General features: G+C 61.7%; 17 protein-coding genes. 6 read left to right on the forward strand and 11 right to left on the reverse strand.

Going from position 1 to position 20,996, the window contains the following annotated elements:
• Positions 1-195: 195 nt before the first annotated feature.
• From OC445_RS10080 to OC445_RS10105, 6 genes are all read right to left on the reverse strand, one after another.
• Positions 196-1,179, reverse strand: coding sequence for a TRAP transporter substrate-binding protein (locus tag OC445_RS10080; RefSeq protein WP_262020139.1), 984 nt, complete (start codon positions 1,177-1,179; stop codon positions 196-198).
• A 218-nt stretch (positions 1,180-1,397) separates the two neighbouring features.
• Positions 1,398-2,213, reverse strand: coding sequence for an HpcH/HpaI aldolase/citrate lyase family protein (locus OC445_RS10085; RefSeq protein WP_198791705.1), 816 nt, complete (start codon positions 2,211-2,213; stop codon positions 1,398-1,400).
• A gap of 14 nt (positions 2,214-2,227) precedes the next feature.
• Positions 2,228-3,421, reverse strand: coding sequence for a CaiB/BaiF CoA transferase family protein (locus OC445_RS10090; RefSeq protein ID WP_198791704.1), 1,194 nt, complete (start codon positions 3,419-3,421; stop codon positions 2,228-2,230).
• Between the two features lie 10 nt (positions 3,422-3,431).
• Positions 3,432-4,781, reverse strand: a complete 1,350-nt coding sequence (locus tag OC445_RS10095) for an MmgE/PrpD family protein (protein WP_198791703.1) — start codon at positions 4,779-4,781, stop codon at positions 3,432-3,434.
• An 11-nt stretch (positions 4,782-4,792) separates the two neighbouring features.
• The gene (locus OC445_RS10100; protein WP_072446330.1) at positions 4,793-5,956 is read right to left on the reverse strand and encodes an acyl-CoA dehydrogenase family protein; all 1,164 of its coding nucleotides are present in this window, start codon (positions 5,954-5,956) and stop codon (positions 4,793-4,795) included.
• 28 nt (positions 5,957-5,984) lie between these two features.
• Entirely contained in the window at positions 5,985-6,803 is an 819-nt protein-coding gene (locus OC445_RS10105) for a MaoC family dehydratase N-terminal domain-containing protein (protein ID WP_127881906.1), read from the reverse strand.
• Positions 6,804-7,048: 245 nt separating this feature from the next.
• On the opposite strand from OC445_RS10105, the gene OC445_RS10110 reads away from it, so the two are divergent.
• The 3 genes from OC445_RS10110 (at position 7,049) to OC445_RS10120 (ending at position 10,696) form a co-directional block, all read left to right on the forward strand.
• Positions 7,049-7,948: a LysR family transcriptional regulator gene (locus OC445_RS10110; protein ID WP_034126002.1), complete on the forward strand. Its 900-nt coding sequence runs from the start codon at positions 7,049-7,051 to the stop codon at positions 7,946-7,948.
• A 116-nt stretch (positions 7,949-8,064) separates the two neighbouring features.
• On the forward strand, positions 8,065-9,888 hold the full coding sequence (locus tag OC445_RS10115) for a serine hydrolase domain-containing protein (protein WP_262020140.1): 1,824 nt from the start codon (positions 8,065-8,067) through the stop codon (positions 9,886-9,888).
• Positions 9,889-9,904: 16 nt separating this feature from the next.
• Positions 9,905-10,696 (forward strand): MipA/OmpV family protein, encoded by a 792-nt coding sequence (locus OC445_RS10120; protein ID WP_072446325.1) that lies wholly within the window; start codon positions 9,905-9,907, stop codon positions 10,694-10,696.
• Between the two features lie 137 nt (positions 10,697-10,833).
• Here the strand turns inward: OC445_RS10120 and OC445_RS10125 are convergent, their stop codons facing one another.
• Both OC445_RS10125 and OC445_RS10130 read right to left on the reverse strand, forming a co-directional pair.
• Entirely contained in the window at positions 10,834-12,111 is a 1,278-nt protein-coding gene (locus OC445_RS10125; protein ID WP_054897953.1) for an ATP-binding protein, read from the reverse strand.
• Positions 12,112-12,819: a winged helix-turn-helix domain-containing protein gene (locus tag OC445_RS10130; RefSeq protein ID WP_054921321.1), complete on the reverse strand. Its 708-nt coding sequence runs from the start codon at positions 12,817-12,819 to the stop codon at positions 12,112-12,114.
• 157 nt (positions 12,820-12,976) lie between these two features.
• Between OC445_RS10130 and OC445_RS10135 the strand changes: the two genes are divergently transcribed.
• A complete protein-coding gene (locus tag OC445_RS10135) occupies positions 12,977-14,176 on the forward strand; it encodes an MFS transporter (protein ID WP_198791701.1) in 1,200 nt (399 codons plus the stop codon).
• On the opposite strand, the gene OC445_RS10140 is transcribed toward OC445_RS10135, so the two are convergent.
• On the reverse strand, positions 14,132-14,734 hold the full coding sequence (locus OC445_RS10140) for a tRNA-(ms[2]io[6]A)-hydroxylase (RefSeq protein WP_032892116.1): 603 nt from the start codon (positions 14,732-14,734) through the stop codon (positions 14,132-14,134). The genes OC445_RS10135 and OC445_RS10140 overlap by 45 nt on opposite strands.
• A 149-nt stretch (positions 14,735-14,883) precedes the next feature.
• On the opposite strand from OC445_RS10140, the gene OC445_RS10145 reads away from it, so the two are divergent.
• Positions 14,884-15,747: a universal stress protein gene (locus OC445_RS10145; protein WP_034126007.1), complete on the forward strand. Its 864-nt coding sequence runs from the start codon at positions 14,884-14,886 to the stop codon at positions 15,745-15,747.
• Between the two features lie 130 nt (positions 15,748-15,877).
• On the opposite strand, the gene OC445_RS10150 is transcribed toward OC445_RS10145, so the two are convergent.
• Positions 15,878-16,348: a DUF1289 domain-containing protein gene (locus OC445_RS10150; protein ID WP_032892118.1), complete on the reverse strand. Its 471-nt coding sequence runs from the start codon at positions 16,346-16,348 to the stop codon at positions 15,878-15,880.
• A 395-nt stretch (positions 16,349-16,743) separates the two neighbouring features.
• On the opposite strand from OC445_RS10150, the gene acnB reads away from it, so the two are divergent.
• Positions 16,744-19,353 (forward strand): bifunctional aconitate hydratase 2/2-methylisocitrate dehydratase, encoded by a 2,610-nt coding sequence (acnB, locus tag OC445_RS10155; protein WP_003190828.1) that lies wholly within the window; start codon positions 16,744-16,746, stop codon positions 19,351-19,353.
• Positions 19,354-19,564: 211 nt separating this feature from the next.
• On the opposite strand, the gene OC445_RS10160 is transcribed toward acnB, so the two are convergent.
• Positions 19,565-20,842 carry a serine/threonine transporter gene (locus tag OC445_RS10160; protein WP_057975748.1) on the reverse strand — a complete coding sequence of 426 codons (1,278 nt, stop codon included), beginning with the start codon at positions 20,840-20,842 and terminating at the stop codon, positions 19,565-19,567.
• Positions 20,843-20,996: the final 154 nt, after the last annotated feature.

Here is a 20,996-nt window from a genome sequence, read left to right on the forward strand (position 1 = left end):
AACCTCGCGAGGCAGAGATAGGTAAAAGCCAGGTCAACCTGCTAGATCGTTCCCACGCTCCGCGTGGTAATGCCGCCCCGGACGCTCCACGTCCTGTATCACGCCGTGCGTATGGCAACGCGGAGCGTCACGGGATGCATTACCACGCGGAGCGTGGGAACGATCAGTCGCGGGCAAGCCCGCTCCCACAGGGGATTACTGATTGGACTGGTCCGCCGACTTGATCAGGTCTGCCCCAATCTCGCCTTCGAACTTCTGCCACACCGGGCGCATGGCTTCGCGCCACAGCGCACGTTGCTCGGGGGTCAGTTCGATGATTTCGCTGGTCTTGGCGTCGATGATCTTCTGCTTGGCCGACTGGTTCAGCGCTTCGGCCTGCTTGTTCACCTCCACGGTGACCTCGGCCATGATCTGTTCCAGGGTGCTGCGCACATCCGGCGCCAGGCCATTCCAGAACTTCGCGTTGGTGATCACCATGTAGTCGATCAGGCCATGGTTGGACTCGGTGAAATACTTCTGCACTTCATTGACCTTCTGGCTTTCATAGTTCGACCAAGTGTTCTCGGTGCCATTCACGGTACCGGTCTGCAGGCCCTGGTAAACCTCGGCAAAGCTCATCTTGCGCGGGTTGGCGCGGATCGCCTTGAACTGTTCTTCGAGCACACTGGAAGCTTGCACGCGGAACTTCAGGCCACGGGCGTCCTTGGGTTCATGCAGGGCCTTGTTGGCAGAGAGTTGTTTGAGGCCGTTGTGCCAATAGGCCAGGCCGAGGATGTTTTTATCCTGCATCGAGGTCAGCAGTTGCTTGCCCTGGGCCGCCTGGAAACGGTCGACGGCGGCCAGGTCGTTGAACAGGAACGGCAAGTCGTAGATCTGCACTTGCTTGGTGTAGTGCTCGAATTTGGCCAGGGACGGGGCCAGCATCTGCACATCACCCAGCAGCAATGCTTCCATTTCCTTGCCATCGCCAAACAGCGACGAGTTCGGGTACACCTCGACCTTGACCTTGCCGGGCAGGCGCTCTTCAGCAAGTTTTTTGAACAGCAGCGCGCCCTGGCCTTTGGGGGTGTTTTCGGACACCACGTGGGCGAACTTGATCACAATCGGGTCTGCCGCCTGGGCCAGGCCAGCGGTAAACAAGGTGGCGGCGCACAGCAGCGCCCGGGAAAGCTTGAGCATGGGAATCACCTTCTTATTGTTGTGTTTAAGGCAAGGTGCCTGATGTAACGCGTGTCGTGAATTTCGAATTTTAGATACCTGCGTTCGGCCTGGCCGAACGCGCCCAGTGTGGGAGCTGGCTTGCCTGCGATAGCGGTGTGTCAGGCAACACAGACATTGACTGTTCTGCCGCTATCGCAGGCAAGCCAGCTCCCACACTTTGTTCCCGGTTTTGTCAGTTACAGTTGCGCGGCCAGCAGCCTTTGAGCGCGCAGCAACACCGGCGCATCCACCATCTGCCCATCAATCTGATAAGCCCCTGCCCCATGGGCGCCCGCCTCCACCACCCGCCTGGCCCAGGCCAGCTCTTCGGCGCTCGGCGCCAGCGCGGCATGGATCACCGCGACTTGCTTGGGATGAATGCACAACGCCCCGGCAAAACCCATCTCATAGGCGTGCCGGATCGAACGGTGCAGGCCTTCTGGGTCGTCGATGGCCGGGTGCACGCCGTCCAGCGGCGCCGCCAGGCCCGCGGCGCGCGAATGCACGATCAACGCCAGGCGCGCCTGGTCGAGGGCCAATTCGGCGGCACGGGAGTGACTGCTCAGGTTCAGGTCCAGCGCCAGGTCCAAGCCACCGAACGACAGGCGCTCCACCTGGGGCGCCTGGGCAATCTGCGCCAGTGCCAGCAAACCGCGTGCGCTTTCGATAATCGGCCAGATAGCCTTGCCGGTCGCGGCCACCACCGCCACCTGGGCCGCGCTTTCGACCTTGGGCAGCAATACCCCGGCGACATTTGCATGGGCCTTGCAGAACGCCACGTCCTCAAAATGCTCGGCATGTTGCGGCGCGTTGGTGCGCACCCACACCTGGGCCTCAGGATGGACGTGCAGGAACGCGCCCAGATTATCCCGGGCCTGACGTTTGAGCGGCTCTTCCACCGCGTCTTCAAAATCCACAATCACTGCGTCGGCGCCGCTGGCCAGGGCCTTGGCAAACCGCTCCGGGCGGCTGCCCGGCACAAACAGCGCAGAACGTACTAAAGGCTTTGGCATCACTTGATTCCTGATTAGATAACGCCGCGCTCGCGCAGGTGGTTAATGGCCTCAACGGAGTAACCCAACTGGTCGAGGATGCCTTGGCTGTGTTGCCCCAGCGCCGGCACGCCGTCCATGCGCGGGGTAAACGCGGCGTTACGGGCCGGTGGCAGCAGCGACGGCAACGGCCCCGCCGGGCTGTCGACGTCGCGCCAGCTGTCGCGGGCCTTGAGTTGCGGGTGGTCCCACACGCCTTGCATATCGTTGACCCGGGCGCTGGCAATTTGCGCGTCTTCCAGGCGCTGGATCACCGCCTCGACGTCCAGTGGGGCAAAGCGCTCCACGATGATCTGGCGCAGCACCTCGCGGTTGGCCGAGCGCTTGAAATTGGCGCTGAAGCGTTCGTCCATGGCCAGCGCCGGGGTGAGCAGCACTTTGTCGCAGAACGCCGCCCATTCGCGCTCGTTCTGCAAGCCGAGCATCACGGTGCCGCCGCCCCCGGTGGGAAACGGCCCGTAGGGGTAAATCGTCGAATGCGCGGCACCCGCACGCGGTGGCGGCGCCGCGCCGTCGAAGGCGTAATACATCGGGTAGCCCATCCACTCCACCAGGCTTTCGAGCATGCTTACATCGATGCGGCTGCCCTGGCCGGTTTTGCCGCGTAGCAGCAGCGCCGACAGAATGCCGCTGTAGGCGTACATGCCGGCGGAGATATCCGCGATGGAGCAACCGGCCTTGGCCATCTGTTCTTCTTCTGGGCCTCCGGTCACCGAGAGGAAGCCGCCCTCGCTCTGGATCAGCAGGTCGTAGGCTTTCTTTTTCTCGTAGGGCCCGCCTTCGCCGTAGCCGGAAATATCGCAGACGATCAGGCGTGGAAAGCGCACGTGCAGCGCCTCGAACGATAAGCCCATGCGCGCTGCCGCGCCGGGGGCAAGGTTCTGCACCAACACATCGGCATCGGCCAAAAGCGCATCCAGAATAGCGCCCGCCTCGTCCTGCTTGAGGTCCAGGGTCAGGCTTTCCTTGGAGCGGTTGGTCCAGACGAAATGCGACGCCAGGCCACGCACCCGCTCGTCATAGCCACGGGCGAAGTCGCCGGTGCCGGGGCGCTCTACCTTGATGACCCGGGCACCGAGATCGGCCAGCTGGCGCGTGCAAAATGGCGCGGCAATCGCGTGTTCCAGGCTGACGACGGTGATGCCGTCCAGCGGTCGTTGTTCAGTCATGACAAATCCCTCAAAGCCAATGGGCCATGGACGCGGTAGTGCGCAGGTTCCACACCTGCTCGATCAGGCCTCTGGCCTGGGCCGGGGTGCGGGCGCCGCTGAATTGGGCCAGGCGCTGGAATTTATCCGCCAGTTCGGCCCGACTCAGGGTGTTGCCCGGGTCGCCCTTGGGTTCATCAATGGCACCGCGCAGCGTGCGGCCATCGGTGGTGGTGACCGTGACGCGGCCCAGCCAGCGTTGCGGGTAGGCGTTGTCGACTTCCGCGTCCAGGGTCATGCAGACCTTGTCGCGAAACGCCGCGACCGCAGGATCGGTCAACGCCAGCTCATGGAATTCAGGCAAACCGGCTTTGCCATGCACAGCGATCAGCCCAAGCACCGTGCCCATGGAAAATTTGGCCTGGTGCACGGTGGCCGGCACCGTCACTCGGCCGAGTACGTCAATGGCGCCTTGGTGCACGTGGGTTTGCACCTGGGAGATCTGCGCAGCGCTCAGGCCTTCACGCTGCATCACGTCCAGCAGCGCATCGGCAGCAGGATGGGTGTGGCGACAGGAGGCGTGGAATTTGAACGAGGTTTCCACCAGCGCCCAACGGCTGCCCAGCTCGGAAGACAATTTGCCCGGTTGGGCATCACTGGACATACCGGCCGCCAAACCTTGCTCACCTTCAAGGATATTGCGCGCGCCGGTCAGCCCATCGGCCGTAAGGTAAGCCGCCAGCAAGCCCTCCGCCGCCGCCTTGGCCGTGTGCAGTTGCTTGGAGTCGGCGGCATCGCGCAGAAACTCCCACAGCCCGGCAGCCTGGGTGCCGGCGCTGCCGAGCAGGTTGATGAATTGTTCTTCGTTGAAATCGAGCAACTTGCCCACCGCGACCGCCGCCGCCAGGGTGCCGACCGTGGCCGTGGTGTGGAAGATGCGGTAGTGCGAGCGGCCCATGAACTCACCGATGCGAATCCCCGCCTCGTAGCCGGCCACCGAGGCCAGCAACAGTTCACGGCCAGACTTGCCGAGGTCCTGGGCAGCCGCCAACGCGGCGGGAAACACCACGGTGGCCGGGTGCAGCACGGAACTGTTGTGCAGGTCATCCTGCTCCACCAGGTGTGAGGAGGCGGCGTTGACCAGTGCGGCGAAATACGCGCTGGTGCCGGTGCCGTTGACGATCATCTGGGCCGGGCCGCTGCTCGGGCCCATCTTCTGCGCGTAGCGTTCAAACAAGGGGATCGGGTGCGCGCCTTGGCTGGCCAAGGCTGATGCGAGCCAATCCAGGTACAGCTCTTCGGTGCGCGCCAGCACGGGCTCGGGCAATTGTGAGTACGTCAGCTCGGCCAGGAACCGGCACAGGGCTTGGGTATGATGCATGCTCAAGGCCCTCAGAAGCTGCGTGGCAATTCGAGCAAATGCTCGGCCACGTAGGACAGGATCAGGTTGGTGGAGATCGGCGCCACCTGGTACAGGCGGGTTTCGCGGAACTTGCGCTCCACGTCGTACTCGCAGGCAAAGCCGAAGCCGCCGTGGGTTTGCAGGCAGGCGTTGGCCGCTTCCCAGGACGCCTTGGCCGCCAGGTACTTGGCCATGTTGGCACTGGCCCCGGCGTTCTTGCCGCTGTCGTATTCCTCGCAGGCACGCCAGCGCATCAGGTCGGCCGCTTCGATCTCGATATGCGCCTCGGCAATCGGGAACTGCACGCCCTGGTTCTGCCCGATTGGCCGGCCAAACACCACACGGTCGCGGGCATAGGCGCTGGCCTTTTCGATGAACCAGCGGCCGTCACCGATGCACTCGGCGGCAATCAGCGTACGCTCGGCATTCAGGCCATCGAGGATGTATTTGAAGCCCTTGCCCTCCTCGCCAATCAGGCTGTCCAGGGGCAGCTCCAGGTTGTCGAAGAACAGCTCGTTGGTCTCGTGGTTGACCATATTGGCGATGGGCTGCACGGTGAGGCCGTTGCCGATGGCCTGGCGCAGGTCCACTAGGAAGATCGACATGCCTTCGGACTTTTTCTTTACGTCGGCCAAAGGCGTGGTGCGCGCCAGCAGGATCATCAGGTCGGAATGCTGTACCCGAGAGATCCAGACTTTCTGGCCGTTGATCACGTACTTGTCGCCGCGCTTGATCGCCGTGGTCTTGATCTTGGTGGTGTCGGTGCCGGTAGTGGGCTCGGTGACGGCCATCGACTGCAGGCGCAATTCACCGCTGGCCAGCTTGGGCAGGTAGTAGCGTTTTTGCGCCTCGCTGCCGTGACGCAGCAGGGTGAACATGTTGTACATCTGGCCGTGTACGGTGCCCGAGTTGCCGCCGCAGCGGTTGACTTCCTCAAGGATCACCGAGGCTTCGGCCAGGCCCAGGCCGGAACCGCCGTATTCCTCGGGGATCATGGCCGACAGCCAACCGGCGTCGGTCAGGGCCTTGACGAAGGCTTCAGGGAAGCCTTTTTTTTCATCGATCTTGCGCCAGTAAGCGGCATCGAACTCGGCGCACAAGGCGCGCACGCCTTCGCGGATGGCCTTGAGTTCTTCGTTGTCATGGGCATTCATTAACGGCTCTCCGCCTGTTGTTATCGGGTTATTCGAAATGCACTTGGGCGGTCTGCGCCAGGCCTTCAGTGTTGCCCGCCCAGAGTTCTGCGACGCCGGTTGCGGTGATACGCCCGCCCACCTCAAAAGGCTGTGGCGCAATCAGTGGGCGCACGCCGCGATAGGCAAAGCGGCGCAGGGTCGCCTCAGGGTGCGCCCGGCAGAACGCACGCAGGTTCAAAGTGGCGATCAGCGGGCCATGCACCACCAGGCCGGCATAGCCTTCGGTGCCGGTGACATAGGGATAGTCGTAATGAATGCGATGGCCGTTGAAGGTCACGGCGCTGTAGCGGAACAGCAAAGTGGGGGTCGGTTCGACCGCTTCTGTCCATTCGCCCCGGACCAGGGCATCGCCGCTGCCGGGCTTGGGCGGCGTGGGTTCGCGGTAGACGATGTCCTGTTCCTCGCGAATCGCCAGACGCCCGGCCTGGGAATAGTCGTGGCGCACCGTGACAAACAGCAGCGAACCGGTGCGACCGGTCTTTTCTTCAACCTGAGTGATGGTCGACACACGGGTGGCCGATTCACCGGCACGCAGCGGGTGCAGAAACTCGATACGCCCACCGGCCCACATGCGATTGCGGTTATCGGCGGGTGGCAAGAACCCGCCGCGGGCCGGATGACCATCGCCGCCCAGGGCCGACTCCGGCAACGGGTCCTGGAAAAAACACCATTGCCACAGCGCAGGTACGGCTTCACCGTCGGCGGGCACTGCTTCACCGAACGTGGCGGCGATGCGTTTGAGCAGGTTATGGCTGAGGTGGTCGTGGGCGGTCTCACTTCGGCCGATCCAATCAGTGGCGCTCATCGGGTGCAGGTCCTCAGGCAGTGGGTGTCTGCCGTGGATCATGCAAGGGCCTGCCCGTTCTGAGAATTTGCATTTCAATAAACCAGCGTTCGGTTAAGCTGAACGCACCATTCCTATGCGTACCTCTTGTGGCGAGGGAGCTTGCTCCCGTTGGGGCGCGAAGCGGCCCCAAAAAACAGGTCTGCTTCGCAGTCCAGCGGGAGCAAGCTCCCTCGCCACGGGTGATCACAAGCCTGGAGTTTTGCATGCACTTCGATCTCGCCGACCTGCGCCTGTTTATCCATATCGCCGAATCCCCCAGCCTCACCCAGGGTGCCAAGCGCGCCTTCCTGTCGCCGGCTGCCGCCAGTGCGCGGATCAAGGCCCTGGAAGGTCAGCTCGACACGCGCCTGTTGTACCGCGATAGCCGGGGCGTGGAGATCACCCCGGCAGGCGAGCGCCTGTTACACCATGCGCGGTTGATCATGCGCCAGGTGGATTACCTCAAAAGCGAGTTCACCCAATACGGCGTGGATTCGGCCGGGCATATCCGTATCTTCGCCAACACCACGGCGGTCACCGAGTTTTTGCCGGAGGTCTTGGCAGGCTTTCTGTCACAGCGCCCGGGCGTCACCGTCGACCTGCAGGAGCGCCTGTCGCGGGACATCGTGCGTGGGGTGCTCGATGGCACCAGTGACATGGGCATCATCGCCGGCCCCGTGGAAGCCTCCGGCCTGCAAGTGTTGCATTTCAGCACCGACGAACTGGTGCTGATGGTACCCGTCGGGCATCCGTTGGCCGACCAGCCTTCGGTGACCCTTGAGCAGACCCTGGCGTATCAGCATATCGGCCTGCATGAAGGCAGCACGCTGTTGAGTTTCCTGCGCGAACACGTCGAGCGTCTGGGCAAGCAATTGTCGCTGCGTATCCAGGTCTCGAGCTTCGAGGCGATCTGCCGGATGGTCGAGGCCGGCGTGGGCATCGGTATCATTCCTGAGTCCGCCGCCCTGCGTCACAGCCGCACCATGCAGCTGGTGACGGTAAAACTGGACGAGCCCTGGGCGATTCGCGAGCGCAGCATCCTGGTACGCGAGCTGGAAGCGCTGCCGGGGACCATTCGCGCCCTGATCGCCACGTTGATGCCCGCCCCTCTGGGCAAATCCTGATGTTTTTATAAGCGGCCGTTAACAGTCTTTGACAGTTTCCCGACAAAGCACTCAAAGATTCTCGGCCCCCGCCGCCCTAGCATTCCAGCATCCAAATCATCATTCGGGTGCTCTTGATGTTTCGCAGATTGCGCGGTATTCCGCTCTTGGGTTGCCTGTTGGGCAGTATCGGTTGCCACTCGCAACCGCCTGCCCCGCCGCCGATTCAAAAAGGCGATTACGGCGCAATTATCCGCTACCTGCAAACCCGTATTCCCCGGGAGATGGCTCGGGACAATGTGGCGGGATTGTCGATTGCCCTGGTCAATGGCCAGGAGCTGATCTGGGCCCGCGGCTTTGGCCTGGCTGACAAAGACCTGGGGGTGCCGGTCACGCCCAATACCGCGTTTCGCGCAGGTGGCATCTCCAAGCTGCTGAGCGCCACGGCAGCGCTGCAACTGGTGGAGCAGCAACACCTGGCGCTGGATGCGCCGATCCAGAAGACCCTGCGTGAGTTCTACGTACGCTCCCGCTTTCACAGCGACCAGGCCGAGGCGGATCGAGCGATCACCTTGCGGCGCTTGCTCAGCCATCAATCCGGCTTGCCCAGCGAGCACCTGCGCGACCTGCGCAGCACCTATGCCATGGGGCAGATGCCGATGCGTGTGTCGGGTGTGTGGCTGAGCAGCCTGCCGGGTTCCCAGGTGGCGTATTCCAACCTTGGCTATGCCTTGGTGGGCGCCGCCATTGAGCGCAGCAGCGGCAAAAGCTTCGAAGCCCAGTTACAAAGCAGCCTGCTCACACCCTTGAGAATGAACCAGTCCAGTTTCCTGGGCACCGGTGCGCAAATGAGCTATCGCGCCCACGGCTACGAGGATGGCAAGGCCAGCACCGACCCACAGGTGCGTGACCTCGCCGCCGGCGGCCTGTGGACCAGCCCCAAAGACCTCAGCCGCTACGTACGCATGCTGTTTGCCAAGGGCACCTACAAGGGCAGCCAGATCCTCGGCAGCACGTCTATCGACGCCATGTTTACCCAGCAAAACACCGGCAATGCCTTGGATTTCGACTGCCAGATGGGCTTGGGCTGGTTCTTGGCGCCCTGTGGTGACGAGCCCATCGGCCCCGGTGTGCGCACCTACCAGCACAGCGGTGGCGGCGACGACTTCGTGGCCCAGTTGACCCTGCTGCCGGATCAGCAACTGGCCGTGGTCATCATGGCCAACGACAGCAACGCCGAAGACATGGTGGTGTCGCTGACCACCGACAGCCTGCGCCTGATGCTCCAGGCTCAGACCGGCAAGCCCGTATGCGCCGATGACTGCCAGGCCCCCAGCCACGGCCTCAAGCTGCGCCATGTACCGGCGGCGGTGGATCGCAAGCGCCTGGCAGGCTTCTACGCGACCGCCTGGGGCGTGTTCCGCATCAGGGATGAGCATGCGCGCTTGAGCGGTGAACTGGCCGGCTACGATTTCCAGCTATTGCGTGATGAGCAAGGCTGGCTGCGGGCGCAGAAAAAGATACTGGGGTTCTGGCGCAAGGACCTCGGCGAGTTGGGCCGCGTGCAGCTGGATGTGCTCACGGTACAAGGCCGCCAAATGCTCACCGCCCGCAGCCACGGCCAACGCATTGCCATCGGCGAGCGCATCGAGCCGCCGCCCTTGTCCGCCGCGTGGGCCAACACGGTCGGCACCTACCAGGTGCTCAGCAGCCATGAACCCGACGCGCCATTGAGTGGCATCAGCGTGCGCCAGGAGGACGGTTTCCTGGTGATTCGCGGCCAATTGCACGGCGAGCCGCTGACCGACTACATCCTGCTGCCCATCGACAACGCCCATGCGGTGCTGGCCGGCAACGGCTACGGCCTGGGCGATACCGTCAGCCGCCAGGTCAACGGCCTGAGTGCTTCGGGCTACTCGTTCAAACGCACCCATTCACCCCACACACCCTTGAACCTCTAACCAGGAAAACACCCTGATGCACTCAAAAAACCTGTGCCTGTCATTGACCTCACTGTGCCTGCTCGCCGCCGCCGATACGGCGCTTGCCGAAGACTGGCAATACAGTCTCGAGGCCGGCATGGCCAACGCCCCCCGCTACAGTGGCAGCGACGAACGTATGACGGCGCCTGTGCTCGGCGGCAGAATCATCAGCCCCTGGGGCGTCTTCCTCGACACTGATACGGGCTTGGGCTGGGGTTACGAAGGCAATGCCCTGAGCTTCAGCGCATACGTTGGCGCAAGCGATTCGCGCAAGGATAAAAATGAAAGCATGCATGCCGGCTCCAAACGCCTCAAAGGCATGGGCGAGATCAAGTCACGTCCGCAATTGGGGGTGAGTGCCGCCTACAACCTCGGAGGTGTGATCATCGGCGCCACCCTGGAACATGCGCTTGAAGAAGATAAACACAAGGAAACCGGCAAGGCTTTTACCCACCTGGAGTTGAGCCTGGGTACCAATCTCTATGAAGGCCGCTACGGCTCCGTCGATGCCGCCATCAACAGCCACTTCGGTGACCGCAACTACCTGCAAACCTGGTACGGCGTGACTGCCGACCAGGCCACCCGCAGCCGCTTCAAGGAATACAAGGCAAGGGCCGGCAATATCAGCAATGGCATGAACCTCTCATGGAGCGTGCCGATCAACGAACACACGCAGTTCTCGACCTTGCTGGATGTGCAATACCTGGCGGATGAAGCAGGCAAGAGCCCGATCGTGGAGCAGCGGCTGCAGGCATCGGTGTTGGGGGAGCTGCAGTACACCTTCTGATCTGACTTGCCCTCTGTAGGAGCGAGCTTGCTCGCGAAAAACTCGCAGGCGCCGCGTTTATCCAGAGAACACGCGTTATCGTTGAGGCTTTTCGCGAGCAAGCTCGCTCCTACAGGATGGCATTGGGGCAAGCCCCCTTACTCTGCATAGGCCCACGTCATTCGAAACGACGCCCCGCCCCACTCCGAATCCTGCACTTCCACCTGCCCGCCATGCCACTGGCTGACACGCTTGACCAGCGCCAGGCCCAGACCAAATCCGCCTGTGCGGCGGTCGCGGCTGGCGTCAAGGCGCAGGAAGGGTTCGAATATCTTGGTGCGACCCTCCAGCGGTACTCCCGGCCCATCGTCGTTGACCCGCACTTCGTAACCGCTGCCAAACTTGACCAGCGACACTTCCACGCGACGATCGGCATAACGAATCGCGTTGCGCAGCAGGTTGATCACGGCCCGCGCCATAAAGCGTGGCTCGATCTGGATAACGTCCACCTCGCAGGTGCGCAACGACAACTGCACCCCTTCCGCTTCGGCCTCCAGGGCCACGCTGCCGATCACACTGTCGAGCCAACTGTGGGCCTCGATATGCTCGCGGGTGACCTGGGTAGCGCCTGGCTCAAGGCTGGCATAGGTCAACAGCTCGGAGACCATTTCTTCCAGCTCACCGAGGTCGGCGTACATGTCGTTGATCAACGCTCGGCTTTGCCGTGGGTCGCTCTGCTGCCTGAGCTGGTCCAGCTCGAATGACAGCCGCGCAATCGGCGTACGCAATTCGTGGGAGACCGCGTTGGTGAGTTCGCGCTGGTTGGCGATCAAACCTTCGATGCGCTCGGCCATCTGGTTGAAGTGCCCGGCCAGTGAACGCACGGTGGAGCGAGTCGGCAGCAAGATGCGCGAGCCCAGGTCATTGTCACCGAAACGTTGCGCTGCCAGGCGGATGTGCTCCAGGTCGCGCCAGTGTGGACGCACCCAGAAATACAGGACGATGGCCAGGCTCACGCCCAGGAAAGCGTAGGCCCAGAGGTACAACCACTTGGGTTCCTCCGGCAATCTGATTTCGAGCAGTTGCGGGCCGTCGTCGATAGGCGCAAGAAATTTCATGAAGTCCTCGCGCACCACCACCTGGCCAGCCGCCAGGAGTTTCTGTTCCCGTTCGCTCAAATCCTGGGTGTCGCGCTGCACCAGTTCGAGCCGCAAGCCGTAATGCGGTTGCAGTTCGTCCAGGCGTGCCTGGCGCGCCTCTGCCTGCACGGGGCGCAACTGTTCCACCAGGGCCCAGGCCGGGCCGCGCAGGGCTTCACGGTTATAGGTTTCGTTGGATTCGGGCATGTAAGCGTCCAGGCCGAAGTTGACCAACCAGATCGACCCGGCCAGGCCGAGCGCGAGAATCAAATAGAGGCGCAGGTACAAGCGCAGCATCTACACCTCCCACGCGAACGGATTGAACAGGTAGCCCTTGCCCCAGATGGTCTTGATGCACACCGGCTCGCGGGGGTTGTCATTGAGCTTGCCGCGCAGTTTGCTGATGTACACGTCTACGCTGCGGTTCAGCCCGTCAAAGGCAATGCCGCGCATGCGGTTCAGGATGTCGTCGCGAGAGAGGATCTTGCCCGCGCTGCTGGCCAGCAACCACAGCAACTCGAACTCCATGGTGGTGAGGTCAATGGTCTCGCCGCCCAGGCGGACCACCCGGCAACTGCGATCAATCGACAAGCGGCCAAATTCCAGGGCACCGCGCACGGTGGGCTCGGGTACCTGGCGGCGCTGCAGCGCACGCAGGCGCGCCAACAACACCGGCGGTTTGATCGGCTTGATCACGTAGTCGTCAGCACCGGACTCAAGGCCAAGGATATGGTCCAGGTCATCTTCCTTGGCGGTGAGGATCACGATGGGCGTGTCCGACACGTTGCGAATCTCGCGGCAGACATGCAGCCCGCTCTGACCCGGCAGCATCAGATCGAGCACGACGATCTTCGGCTTGAAATCCAGGAACGCCACCAGCGCTTCATCGCCCCGGTACACCACCCGTACCTCGAAACCATGCTGCGACAGAAAATGCGAGACCAGCCCTGCCAGCTTTTCATCGTCCTCAACGAGCAGGACCTTGCCCAGACCCAGGTTTTCCATAAGTTCTCAGTGTGGATGCGCGGATTGAAATGGGGCCATTATAGGTGGCAAGCTGGCCGACAGAGGTGGCTGACCAGTCCACAGCGAAGAAGCTTCATGCTTTTAAGAGTTTTTAACAAATAGCCTGCAGTTTTTAACGCCATTGACAGGGAGCTCCATGCGCAAGGATTACCTGGCGTTCTTCATTTCGCTGTTCCTTTCACGGCTGGCCGACCAGGTTCTGCTGTTTATCGTGCCACTGATCGTGTTCCAGACCACGCAAAGCGTGTCGTGGGCGGGGTTGGCGTTTTTTATCGAGTCACTGCCGCGCTACCTGGCGTTTCCGGTGTGCGGCGCGTTGTGCGACAGGTTTTCACCGGTGCGTATCCTGCATATCAGCCAGGTGTATCGGGCCCTGGCCTGCGTGGTGGCGATGGCGCTGTATGGGCTGTTCGACGGTATCCATTGGCTGGTGATGCTGTCCGCGTTGTGCGGCGTGCTGACCACCCAGGGCATCATGGCGCGGGAAGTGGTGATGCCGCATATCTTCGGGCAGTACACCTACGCCAAGACCTTGTCCTATTCGCAGATCGCCGACCAGGGCGGACTGGTGCTCGGGCCATTGGTGGCGGCGCTGATGCTGGAAGTCTGGGCGTGGCCATGGGTAGTGCTGGGCGTCGCCGCGCTGTTTGTGCTGGCAGACCTGGCGATGCTGATCTGGCAGCGCAACACCACGGTGGACCTGCACATCCATGAACAACAGCCGGGTAACTGGCTGCAACCCCTGCGCACCGCTTTTGGCCACATCCTCAACCGGGTGGAGTTGAAACGCATCATCGTCCTGGCGGTCGGTGTGAACCTGATGGTCGGCGTGACGCTGGCTACCTCGGCTGCCATGGTCACCGGCCACTACGCAGCGGGCAAAGACGCCTATGCCCTGCTGCAAGCCGCCGGGGCGCTGGTGACAATCGCGATTCTGTTCTACCTGGCGCATTCATCACTGAAGCTGAAGGTACTGGGCGGGTTGTCGTACTCGATGATCACCGTCGGCGCGCTGATCACCGCGCTCAGCCCCGGCGTGTGGGCCTACACGGTGGGTTTCCTGCTGGTGACCGGTTTCGACAAGATGTTCAACGTGTACCTGCGCAGCACCCGCCAACGGGTGATCCCGGTGCAGGACTTCGGCAAGACAGTCGGCGTGATGACCTTGCTCAACAACCTGGCCCAGCCCTTGGCGGGCTTGATGATTGCCGGGCTGGCAGCGCCTTTGGGCACGCCGACGGTGATCCTGTTGCTGACCGGGATCACCGCCTTGATCGGTGTGGCCGTGGCCTCAGGCTGGCACGCCACTGTGAAAGCGGAACTCGACGTCGGGTGATTCGATCAGGTCCTGCTCGGTGGCCCGCACCCGCTCGATCACCTGGGCGATATCCTTGGCGTCGCCGTACTGGTATGCCAGTTTCAAGTAGCCTTGGAAGTGCCGCGCCTCGCTTTTGAGCAAACCGAAATAGAACTTGCCGAGTTCTTCGTCCAAATGCGGCACCAGCGCTTCGAACCGCTCGCAACTGCGCGCTTCGATAAAGGCCCCCACCACCAGGGTATCCACCAGCTTGACCGGCTCATGGCTGCGCACCACCTTGCGCAAACCCGAGGCGTAACGGCCGGCGTGCAGTTGACGCAGTTCGACCTTGCGCTTTTTCATCAGGCGCATGACCTGCTCGTGGTGCACCAACTCTTCGCGGGCCAGGCGCGACATCATGTTGATCAGGTCAACGTGGCCGTAGTACTTGGCCATCAGGCTCAAGGCGGTGCTGGCGGCTTTGAATTCGCAGTTCTTGTGGTCGATCAGCAGGGTTTCCTGATCGGCCAACGCGGCCTGGACCCAGGCATCGGGGGTGCGGCAGCCGAGGAATTCATGGATTTCGGGCAGGTTCATCGGGCTCACGGGCAAAGGATCACAAAAGGGCGCCGATTATACCGCCCCCGCCGCAGACCACCAGCCACCGGCCTTGATGTGTATCAACATGACGGCTGCGTAGCAGCAACTATAGTTATCCAACGCCTGCCCTTTTGGAGATCCCGACCATGCAAGCCATCCGCAGCATCCTGGTGGTCATCGAGCCCGAGCATTCGGAAAGCCTGGCCCTCAAGCGTGCCAAGCTGATTGCCAAAGTCACCGACGCGCACCTGCACTTGCTGGTCTGTGACAAGAAGCACGAGCATTCGGCGCTGCTGAGCCTGCTCAAGGAAGGCTTGAAAGAAGACGGCTACAGCGTCACCACCGAGCAGGCCTGGAACGACAGCCTGCATGAAACCATCATCGATGTGCAGCAAGCCGAAGGCTGTGGCCTGGTGATCAAACAGCACTTCCCCGACAACCCTCTGAAAAAAGCCCTGCTGACCCCGGCGGACTGGAAGTTGCTGCGCTACTGCCCAACGCCGGTATTGCTGGTCAAGACCGCCACCCCCTGGGCGGGCGGCGTGATCCTGGCGGCCATCGACGTGGGCAACGCCGACGGCGAACACCGCTCGCTGCACAATTCGATCATCGACCATGGCTTTGATATCGCCAGCCTCGCCAAAGCGCAGTTGCATGTGATCAGCGCTCACCCCTCGCCCATGCTGTCGGCGGCAGACCCGACCTTTCAGCTCAAGGAAACCATCGAGGCGCGTTACCGCGAGCAATGCAAGGCCTTCCAGGCCGAGTTCGACGTGGACGACAGGCACCTGCATATCGAGGAAGGCCCGGCCGATGTGCTGATCCCACATATCGCCCATCGGTTGCAGGCGGCGGTGACCATTATCGGCACGGTGGCGCGCACGGGGATTTCCGGCGCGTTGATCGGCAATACCGCAGAAGTGGTGCTGGATGCGGTGCAAAGCGATGTGCTGGTGCTCAAACCGCAGACGCTCATGGACCATCTGGAAGAGCTGGCGACCAAGCCCTGACACCGACCTTCAGGCAATGTGGACCAAATGTGGGAGCTGGCTTGCCTGCGATTGCGGTGGGTAAGCGGGCGCATTTGCTCCTGACACACCGCTATCGCAGGCAAGCCAGCTCCCACATTGACCTCGCCAGTCAGTTACCCAGCGCATCTTTCAAGAACCCCGGCGCGATATAGCGCTGGTAATGCGCCTCGGACAAGATAAAGAACTCGCGATCAATGGCATCGCGCAGTTCAGGCAGCGCCCAGTCGCGAAACTCCGGCAACAGCACCATGCCATAGGCCTCCAGGTTATTGATCACCCGGGCCCCACGGGCGATCAACTGGTAGGCCCAGCAATACTCGGACTGGTGTGGCACAAAGCGAATCTTGCGTTGCTCCAACTGCCCGCGCAGGGTCTTGGGGTCGAAAACCTCCACTTTACCGGCCATGACCTGCACCAACAGCTGCTCAAGCCTGAGCCAGACCGCGCGTTTTTCTTCTTCGTTATAGCCGTTCCACTGGATCACTTCATGGTGGAAGCGCTTGCATCCACGGCACACGAGATCGCCGTAGACCGTGGAGCACAGGCCGACGCAGGGGGTCTTGATGGTTTGGTTGGGCATAAGCAGCAACACGCAAATCAGCGAAACAGTGTGCCATGTTAGCCCTTTGTCTAAGGTTGATCACCCAGCAAACTTGAGCAGGCAACTTACCTTTAGATTTTTTTTGCCGTAGAATCACCCGGCCTTGTAAGGCGCCAATAATCCGCTGGAAGCTGTTTTCAAAGCGTCACGAGCACAGTCGTTCCTTCAGAACGGTGTTGGCGCAGGTTCGACCCGGTAGGTCAGAGCCCGCGCCAACCCTCATCAGCTCCGTTCTGCAGGCGTAAAACTTTGAAAGCAGCTTCTGTAAGGAATGCCGGCAGCGCTGGCTTTGCGGCCCAAAAAGCCCCCGAGCGCATGCGTGCCGTTCATTTCTGGATGAGCGTCCCGTGGGACCACTGATGAGGGTAATAACTGTGCTTGAAGCCTACCGCAAACATATCGAAGAGCGTGCAGCACTGGGTATCGTTCCCCAGCCGCTTAACGCCGAACAAACCGCAGGCCTGGTCGAGCTGCTGAAAAATCCTCCGGCTGGCGAAGAAGAATTCCTCGTTGACCTGATCACCAACCGTATTCCACCAGGCGTTGACGAAGCCGCTTACGTCAAGGCCGGTTTCCTGTCTGCCCTGGCCAAGGGCGAAGCCACTTCCCCCCTGATCGACAAGAAACGCGCTGTTGAACTGCTCGGCACCATGCAGGGCGGCTACAACATCGTGACGTTGGTCGAGCTGCTGGACGACGCCGAACTGGCGCCCGTCGCGGCCGCCCAACTCAAGCACACCCTGCTGATGTTCGATGCGTTCCACGACGTCGCCGAAAAAGCCCGCAACGGCAACGAGCACGCCAAAGGCGTGATCCAGTCCTGGGCTGACGGCGAGTGGTTCCGCAACCGCCCTACCCTGGCCGACAAGATCAGCCTGCGCGTCTTCAAGGTCACCGGCGAAACCAACACCGACGACCTGTCGCCTGCGCCTGACGCCTGGTCCCGCCCTGACATCCCGCTGCACGCCCTGGCCATGCTGAAAATGGCTCGCGAAGGCATTGTGCCGGACGAGCAAGGCAAGACCGGCCCGATGAAGCAGATCGAAGAAATGCGCGGCCAAGGCTTCCCGATCGCCTACGTGGGTGACGTGGTCGGTACCGGCTCGTCGCGTAAGTCAGCGACCAACTCGGTACTGTGGTTCTTCGGTGACGACGTACCTTACGTGCCGAACAAGCGTGCCGGCGGTTTCTGCTTCGGCAGCAAGATCGCTCCGATCTTCTACAACACCATGGAAGATGCCGGCGCACTGCCAATCGAATTCGACGTCACCAACATGAACATGGGCGACGTGATCGACCTGTACCCGCATGCTGGCAAAGTCTGCAAGCACGGCACCGACGAAGTCCTGACCACCTTCGAAATGAAGACCCCAGTGCTGTTGGACGAAGTTCGTGCCGGCGGCCGTATCCCGCTGATCATCGGCCGTGGCCTGACCGACAAGGCACGCGCTGAGCTGGGCCTGGGCCCGACTGACCTGTTCAAGCTGCCTGAAGCGCCTGTCGACACCGGCAAAGGCTTCACCCTGGCGCAGAAAATGGTCGGCAAGGCCTGTGGCCTGCCAGAAGGCAAAGGCGTTCGTCCAGGCACCTACTGCGAGCCGAAGATGACCACCGTGGGGTCCCAGGACACCACCGGCCCAATGACCCGTGATGAACTCAAAGACTTGGCGTGCCTGGGCTTCTCGACCGACCTGGTGATGCAGTCCTTCTGCCACACCGCGGCTTACCCGAAGCCGATCGACGTGACCACCCACCACACCCTGCCTGACTTCATCATGACCCGTGGCGGTGTATCGCTGCGTCCAGGCGACGGCATCATCCACAGCTGGCTGAACCGCATGCTGCTGCCGGACACCGTCGGTACCGGTGGCGACTCCCACACCCGTTTCCCGATGGGCATCTCGTTCCCGGCCGGTTCTGGCCTGGTCGCGTTCGCCGCAGCCACTGGCGTAATGCCACTGGACATGCCGGAATCGATTCTGGTGCGCTTCAAAGGCAAGATGAAGCCTGGCATCACCCTGCGTGACCTGGTTCATGCCATTCCTTACTACGCGATCCAGGCTGGCCTGCTGACCGTAGAAAAGAAAGGCAAGAAGAACGCCTTCTCTGGCCGCATCCTGGAAATCGAAGGCCTGAACGACCTGACGCTGGAACAGGCTTTCGAGCTGTCCGACGCCTCGGCTGAACGTTCGGCTGCCGGTTGCACCATCAAGCTGTCCAAAGAGTCCGTCACCGAGTACCTGAACTCCAACATCACCCTGCTGCGCTGGATGATCGGCGAAGGCTACGGCGATGCACGCACCCTGGAACGTCGCGCCCAAGCGATGGAAGCCTGGGTTGCCAACCCGGAGCTGATGGAGGCCGATGCCGACGCCGAATACGCCGAAATCATCGAGATCGACCTGTCGGAAATCAACGAGCCGATCCTCTGCGCGCCAAACGACCCGGACGACGCCCGTCTGCTGTCCAGCGTCGCTGGCGAGAAGATCGACGAAGTGTTCATCGGTTCGTGCATGACCAACATCGGTCACTTCCGCGCTGCCGGTAAGCTGCTGGAGCAGGTCAAGGGCCAGCTGCCTACCCGTCTGTGGCTGTCGCCGCCGACCAAGATGGACGCTCACCAACTGACCGAAGAAGGCTACTACGGCATCTACGGCAAGGCTGGCGCACGCATGGAAATGCCAGGCTGCTCGCTGTGCATGGGTAACCAGGCACGCGTTGAGCCGAACTCCACCGTCGTGTCGACCTCGACCCGTAACTTCCCGAACCGCCTGGGTGATGGTGCCAACGTCTACCTGGCATCGGCTGAGCTGGCGGCAGTCGCCTCCACTCTGGGTCGCCTGCCGACAGTCGAAGAGTACATGGGCTACGCAGCGAAACTGGACACCATGGCCAGTGACGTCTACCGCTACCTGAACTTCGACCAGATCGCCGAGTTCCGCAAGATCGCAGCAAGCGCCAACATCCCGGTGATTCAAGCTTAACGGTGTGTTGATGTGAAGAACGCCGCGTATCGCAAGGTACGCGGCGTTTTTTATGCCTGGAATTAACCTTTACTGCCAACACAAAACAAATGTGGGAGCTGGCTGCCCTAATCCAGTGTAGGAGCGAGCTTGCTCGCGAAAAACTCACCGGCGCCGCGTTCATCCAGGAAGCACGCGTTATCGTTGACGTTCTTCGCGAGCAAGCTCGCTCCTACGCAACCAGCGAATACACCAACGCCGTAATGGCAACCAAGCCAACTGCAGTCACAAACACATTCGACGCCTGCCCACGGTACTTGGCCATGGCCGGCACCTTGCGGATGGCGTACATCGGCATCAGGAACAGAATCGACGCAATCACCGGCCCACCCAGGGTCTCGATCATGCCAAGGATGCTCGGGTTAAGCGTGGCGACGATCCAGCACACCACCAGCATGAAGGCGGCGGTCATGCGGTCCAGGGTCTTGGGTGCCGGACGGCGGCCAGTCTTGACCACCAGGCCCTTGAGGCCCTCGCTTGCACCGATGTAGTGGCCCAGGAACGACTTGGCAATCGCCACGAACGCAATCAACGGTGCGGCAAAGGCAATCGTCGGGTTATCGAAGTGGTTGGCCAGGTACGACAGGATCGACAGGTTTTGCGCTTTCGCTTCCGCCAACTGCGCGGGCGACAGGGTCAGCACGCAACTGAACACGAAGAACAGCACCATCGCCACCATCAGCAAGTGCGCGCGGGACAGGATCTGCGAACTGCGCTCCTCGGCGTGAGCGCCATACTGGCGCTTCTGGTCCACCGCAAAGGCCGAGATGATCGGCGAATGGTTGAACGAAAACACCATCACCGGAATCGCCAGCCACAGCGTGTTGAGCAACGCCGACGGTGCCGGCACTTCGCTGGCGGTACTGAGAATGCCGCCGGTCCAGTGCGGCACCAGGTACACCGCCAGGAACAGCAAGGCCACAATAAACGGGTACACCATCAGGCTCATGGCCTTGACGATCACCTGTTCACCGCAGCGCACAACGGCGAGCAGGCCGAGGATCAATACAAACGACAGGATCGCCCGGGGCGGCGGCAGGATGTGCAGTTGGTGCTCCATGAAGCTGCTGACGGTATTGGTCAGCGCCACGCTGTAGATCAGCAGGATCGGGAAGATCGCGAAGAAGTACAGCAAGGTGATCAGTGCACCGGCCTTAATACCGAAATGCTCTTCCACCACGTCGGTGATGTCGGAACCTTCGCGGCCGGACAGCACGAAACGGGTCAGCCCACGGTGGGCAAAGAACGTCATCGGGAAGGCCAGCAGCGCCAGGATCACCAGCGGCCAGAAGCCCCCCAGGCCCGCGTTGATCGGCAAGAACAAAGTACCGGCGCCAATGGCGGTACCGAACAGCCCGAGCATCCAGGTGGTGTCCTGGCGGCTCCAGCTTGTGAGCGTTGCAGGTGTCGTTGCATAGCGTTCGTCGACGCTATTGGCCTGATCATTCATCCGGTCGGATCTCCGCATTCACACGGCCAGGACGAGTCAGAAAAACCTGACAGGCAGCGCCCTGACCTTAACAGGGGCGCGATTGTCCGGGATTCTTGTGAATAAGCAAAGACTTAGCTGAGGAACGGCACTGCAGTGCAAAGCCTGGAAGGCG

Source organism: Pseudomonas sp. Pse35 (genome assembly GCF_024519715.1).
In the GTDB taxonomy this organism is placed as follows: Bacteria; Pseudomonadota; Gammaproteobacteria; order Pseudomonadales; family Pseudomonadaceae; genus Aquipseudomonas; species Aquipseudomonas paracarnis.

Excerpts from the sequence above, each read along its gene's own strand:
- OC445_RS10080 (WP_262020139.1), bottom strand. The coding sequence starts at position 1,179 with ATGCTCAAGCTTTCCCGGGCGCTGCTGTGCGCCGCCACCTTGTTTACC.
- OC445_RS10085 (WP_198791705.1), bottom strand. The coding sequence starts at position 2,213 with ATGCCAAAGCCTTTAGTACGTTCTGCGCTGTTTGTGCCGGGCAGCCGC.
- OC445_RS10090 (WP_198791704.1), bottom strand. The coding sequence starts at position 3,421 with ATGACTGAACAACGACCGCTGGACGGCATCACCGTCGTCAGCCTGGAA.
- OC445_RS10095 (WP_198791703.1), bottom strand. The coding sequence starts at position 4,781 with ATGCATCATACCCAAGCCCTGTGCCGGTTCCTGGCCGAGCTGACGTAC.
- OC445_RS10100 (WP_072446330.1), bottom strand. The coding sequence starts at position 5,956 with ATGAATGCCCATGACAACGAAGAACTCAAGGCCATCCGCGAAGGCGTG.
- OC445_RS10105 (WP_127881906.1), bottom strand. The coding sequence starts at position 6,803 with ATGAGCGCCACTGATTGGATCGGCCGAAGTGAGACCGCCCACGACCAC.
- OC445_RS10110 (WP_034126002.1), top strand. The coding sequence starts at position 7,049 with ATGCACTTCGATCTCGCCGACCTGCGCCTGTTTATCCATATCGCCGAA.
- OC445_RS10115 (WP_262020140.1), top strand. The coding sequence starts at position 8,065 with ATGTTTCGCAGATTGCGCGGTATTCCGCTCTTGGGTTGCCTGTTGGGC.
- OC445_RS10120 (WP_072446325.1), top strand. The coding sequence starts at position 9,905 with ATGCACTCAAAAAACCTGTGCCTGTCATTGACCTCACTGTGCCTGCTC.
- OC445_RS10125 (WP_054897953.1), bottom strand. The coding sequence starts at position 12,111 with ATGCTGCGCTTGTACCTGCGCCTCTATTTGATTCTCGCGCTCGGCCTG.
- OC445_RS10130 (WP_054921321.1), bottom strand. The coding sequence starts at position 12,819 with ATGGAAAACCTGGGTCTGGGCAAGGTCCTGCTCGTTGAGGACGATGAA.
- OC445_RS10135 (WP_198791701.1), top strand. The coding sequence starts at position 12,977 with ATGCGCAAGGATTACCTGGCGTTCTTCATTTCGCTGTTCCTTTCACGG.
- OC445_RS10140 (WP_032892116.1), bottom strand. The coding sequence starts at position 14,734 with ATGAACCTGCCCGAAATCCATGAATTCCTCGGCTGCCGCACCCCCGAT.
- OC445_RS10145 (WP_034126007.1), top strand. The coding sequence starts at position 14,884 with ATGCAAGCCATCCGCAGCATCCTGGTGGTCATCGAGCCCGAGCATTCG.
- OC445_RS10150 (WP_032892118.1), bottom strand. The coding sequence starts at position 16,348 with ATGCCCAACCAAACCATCAAGACCCCCTGCGTCGGCCTGTGCTCCACG.
- OC445_RS10160 (WP_057975748.1), bottom strand. The coding sequence starts at position 20,842 with ATGAATGATCAGGCCAATAGCGTCGACGAACGCTATGCAACGACACCT.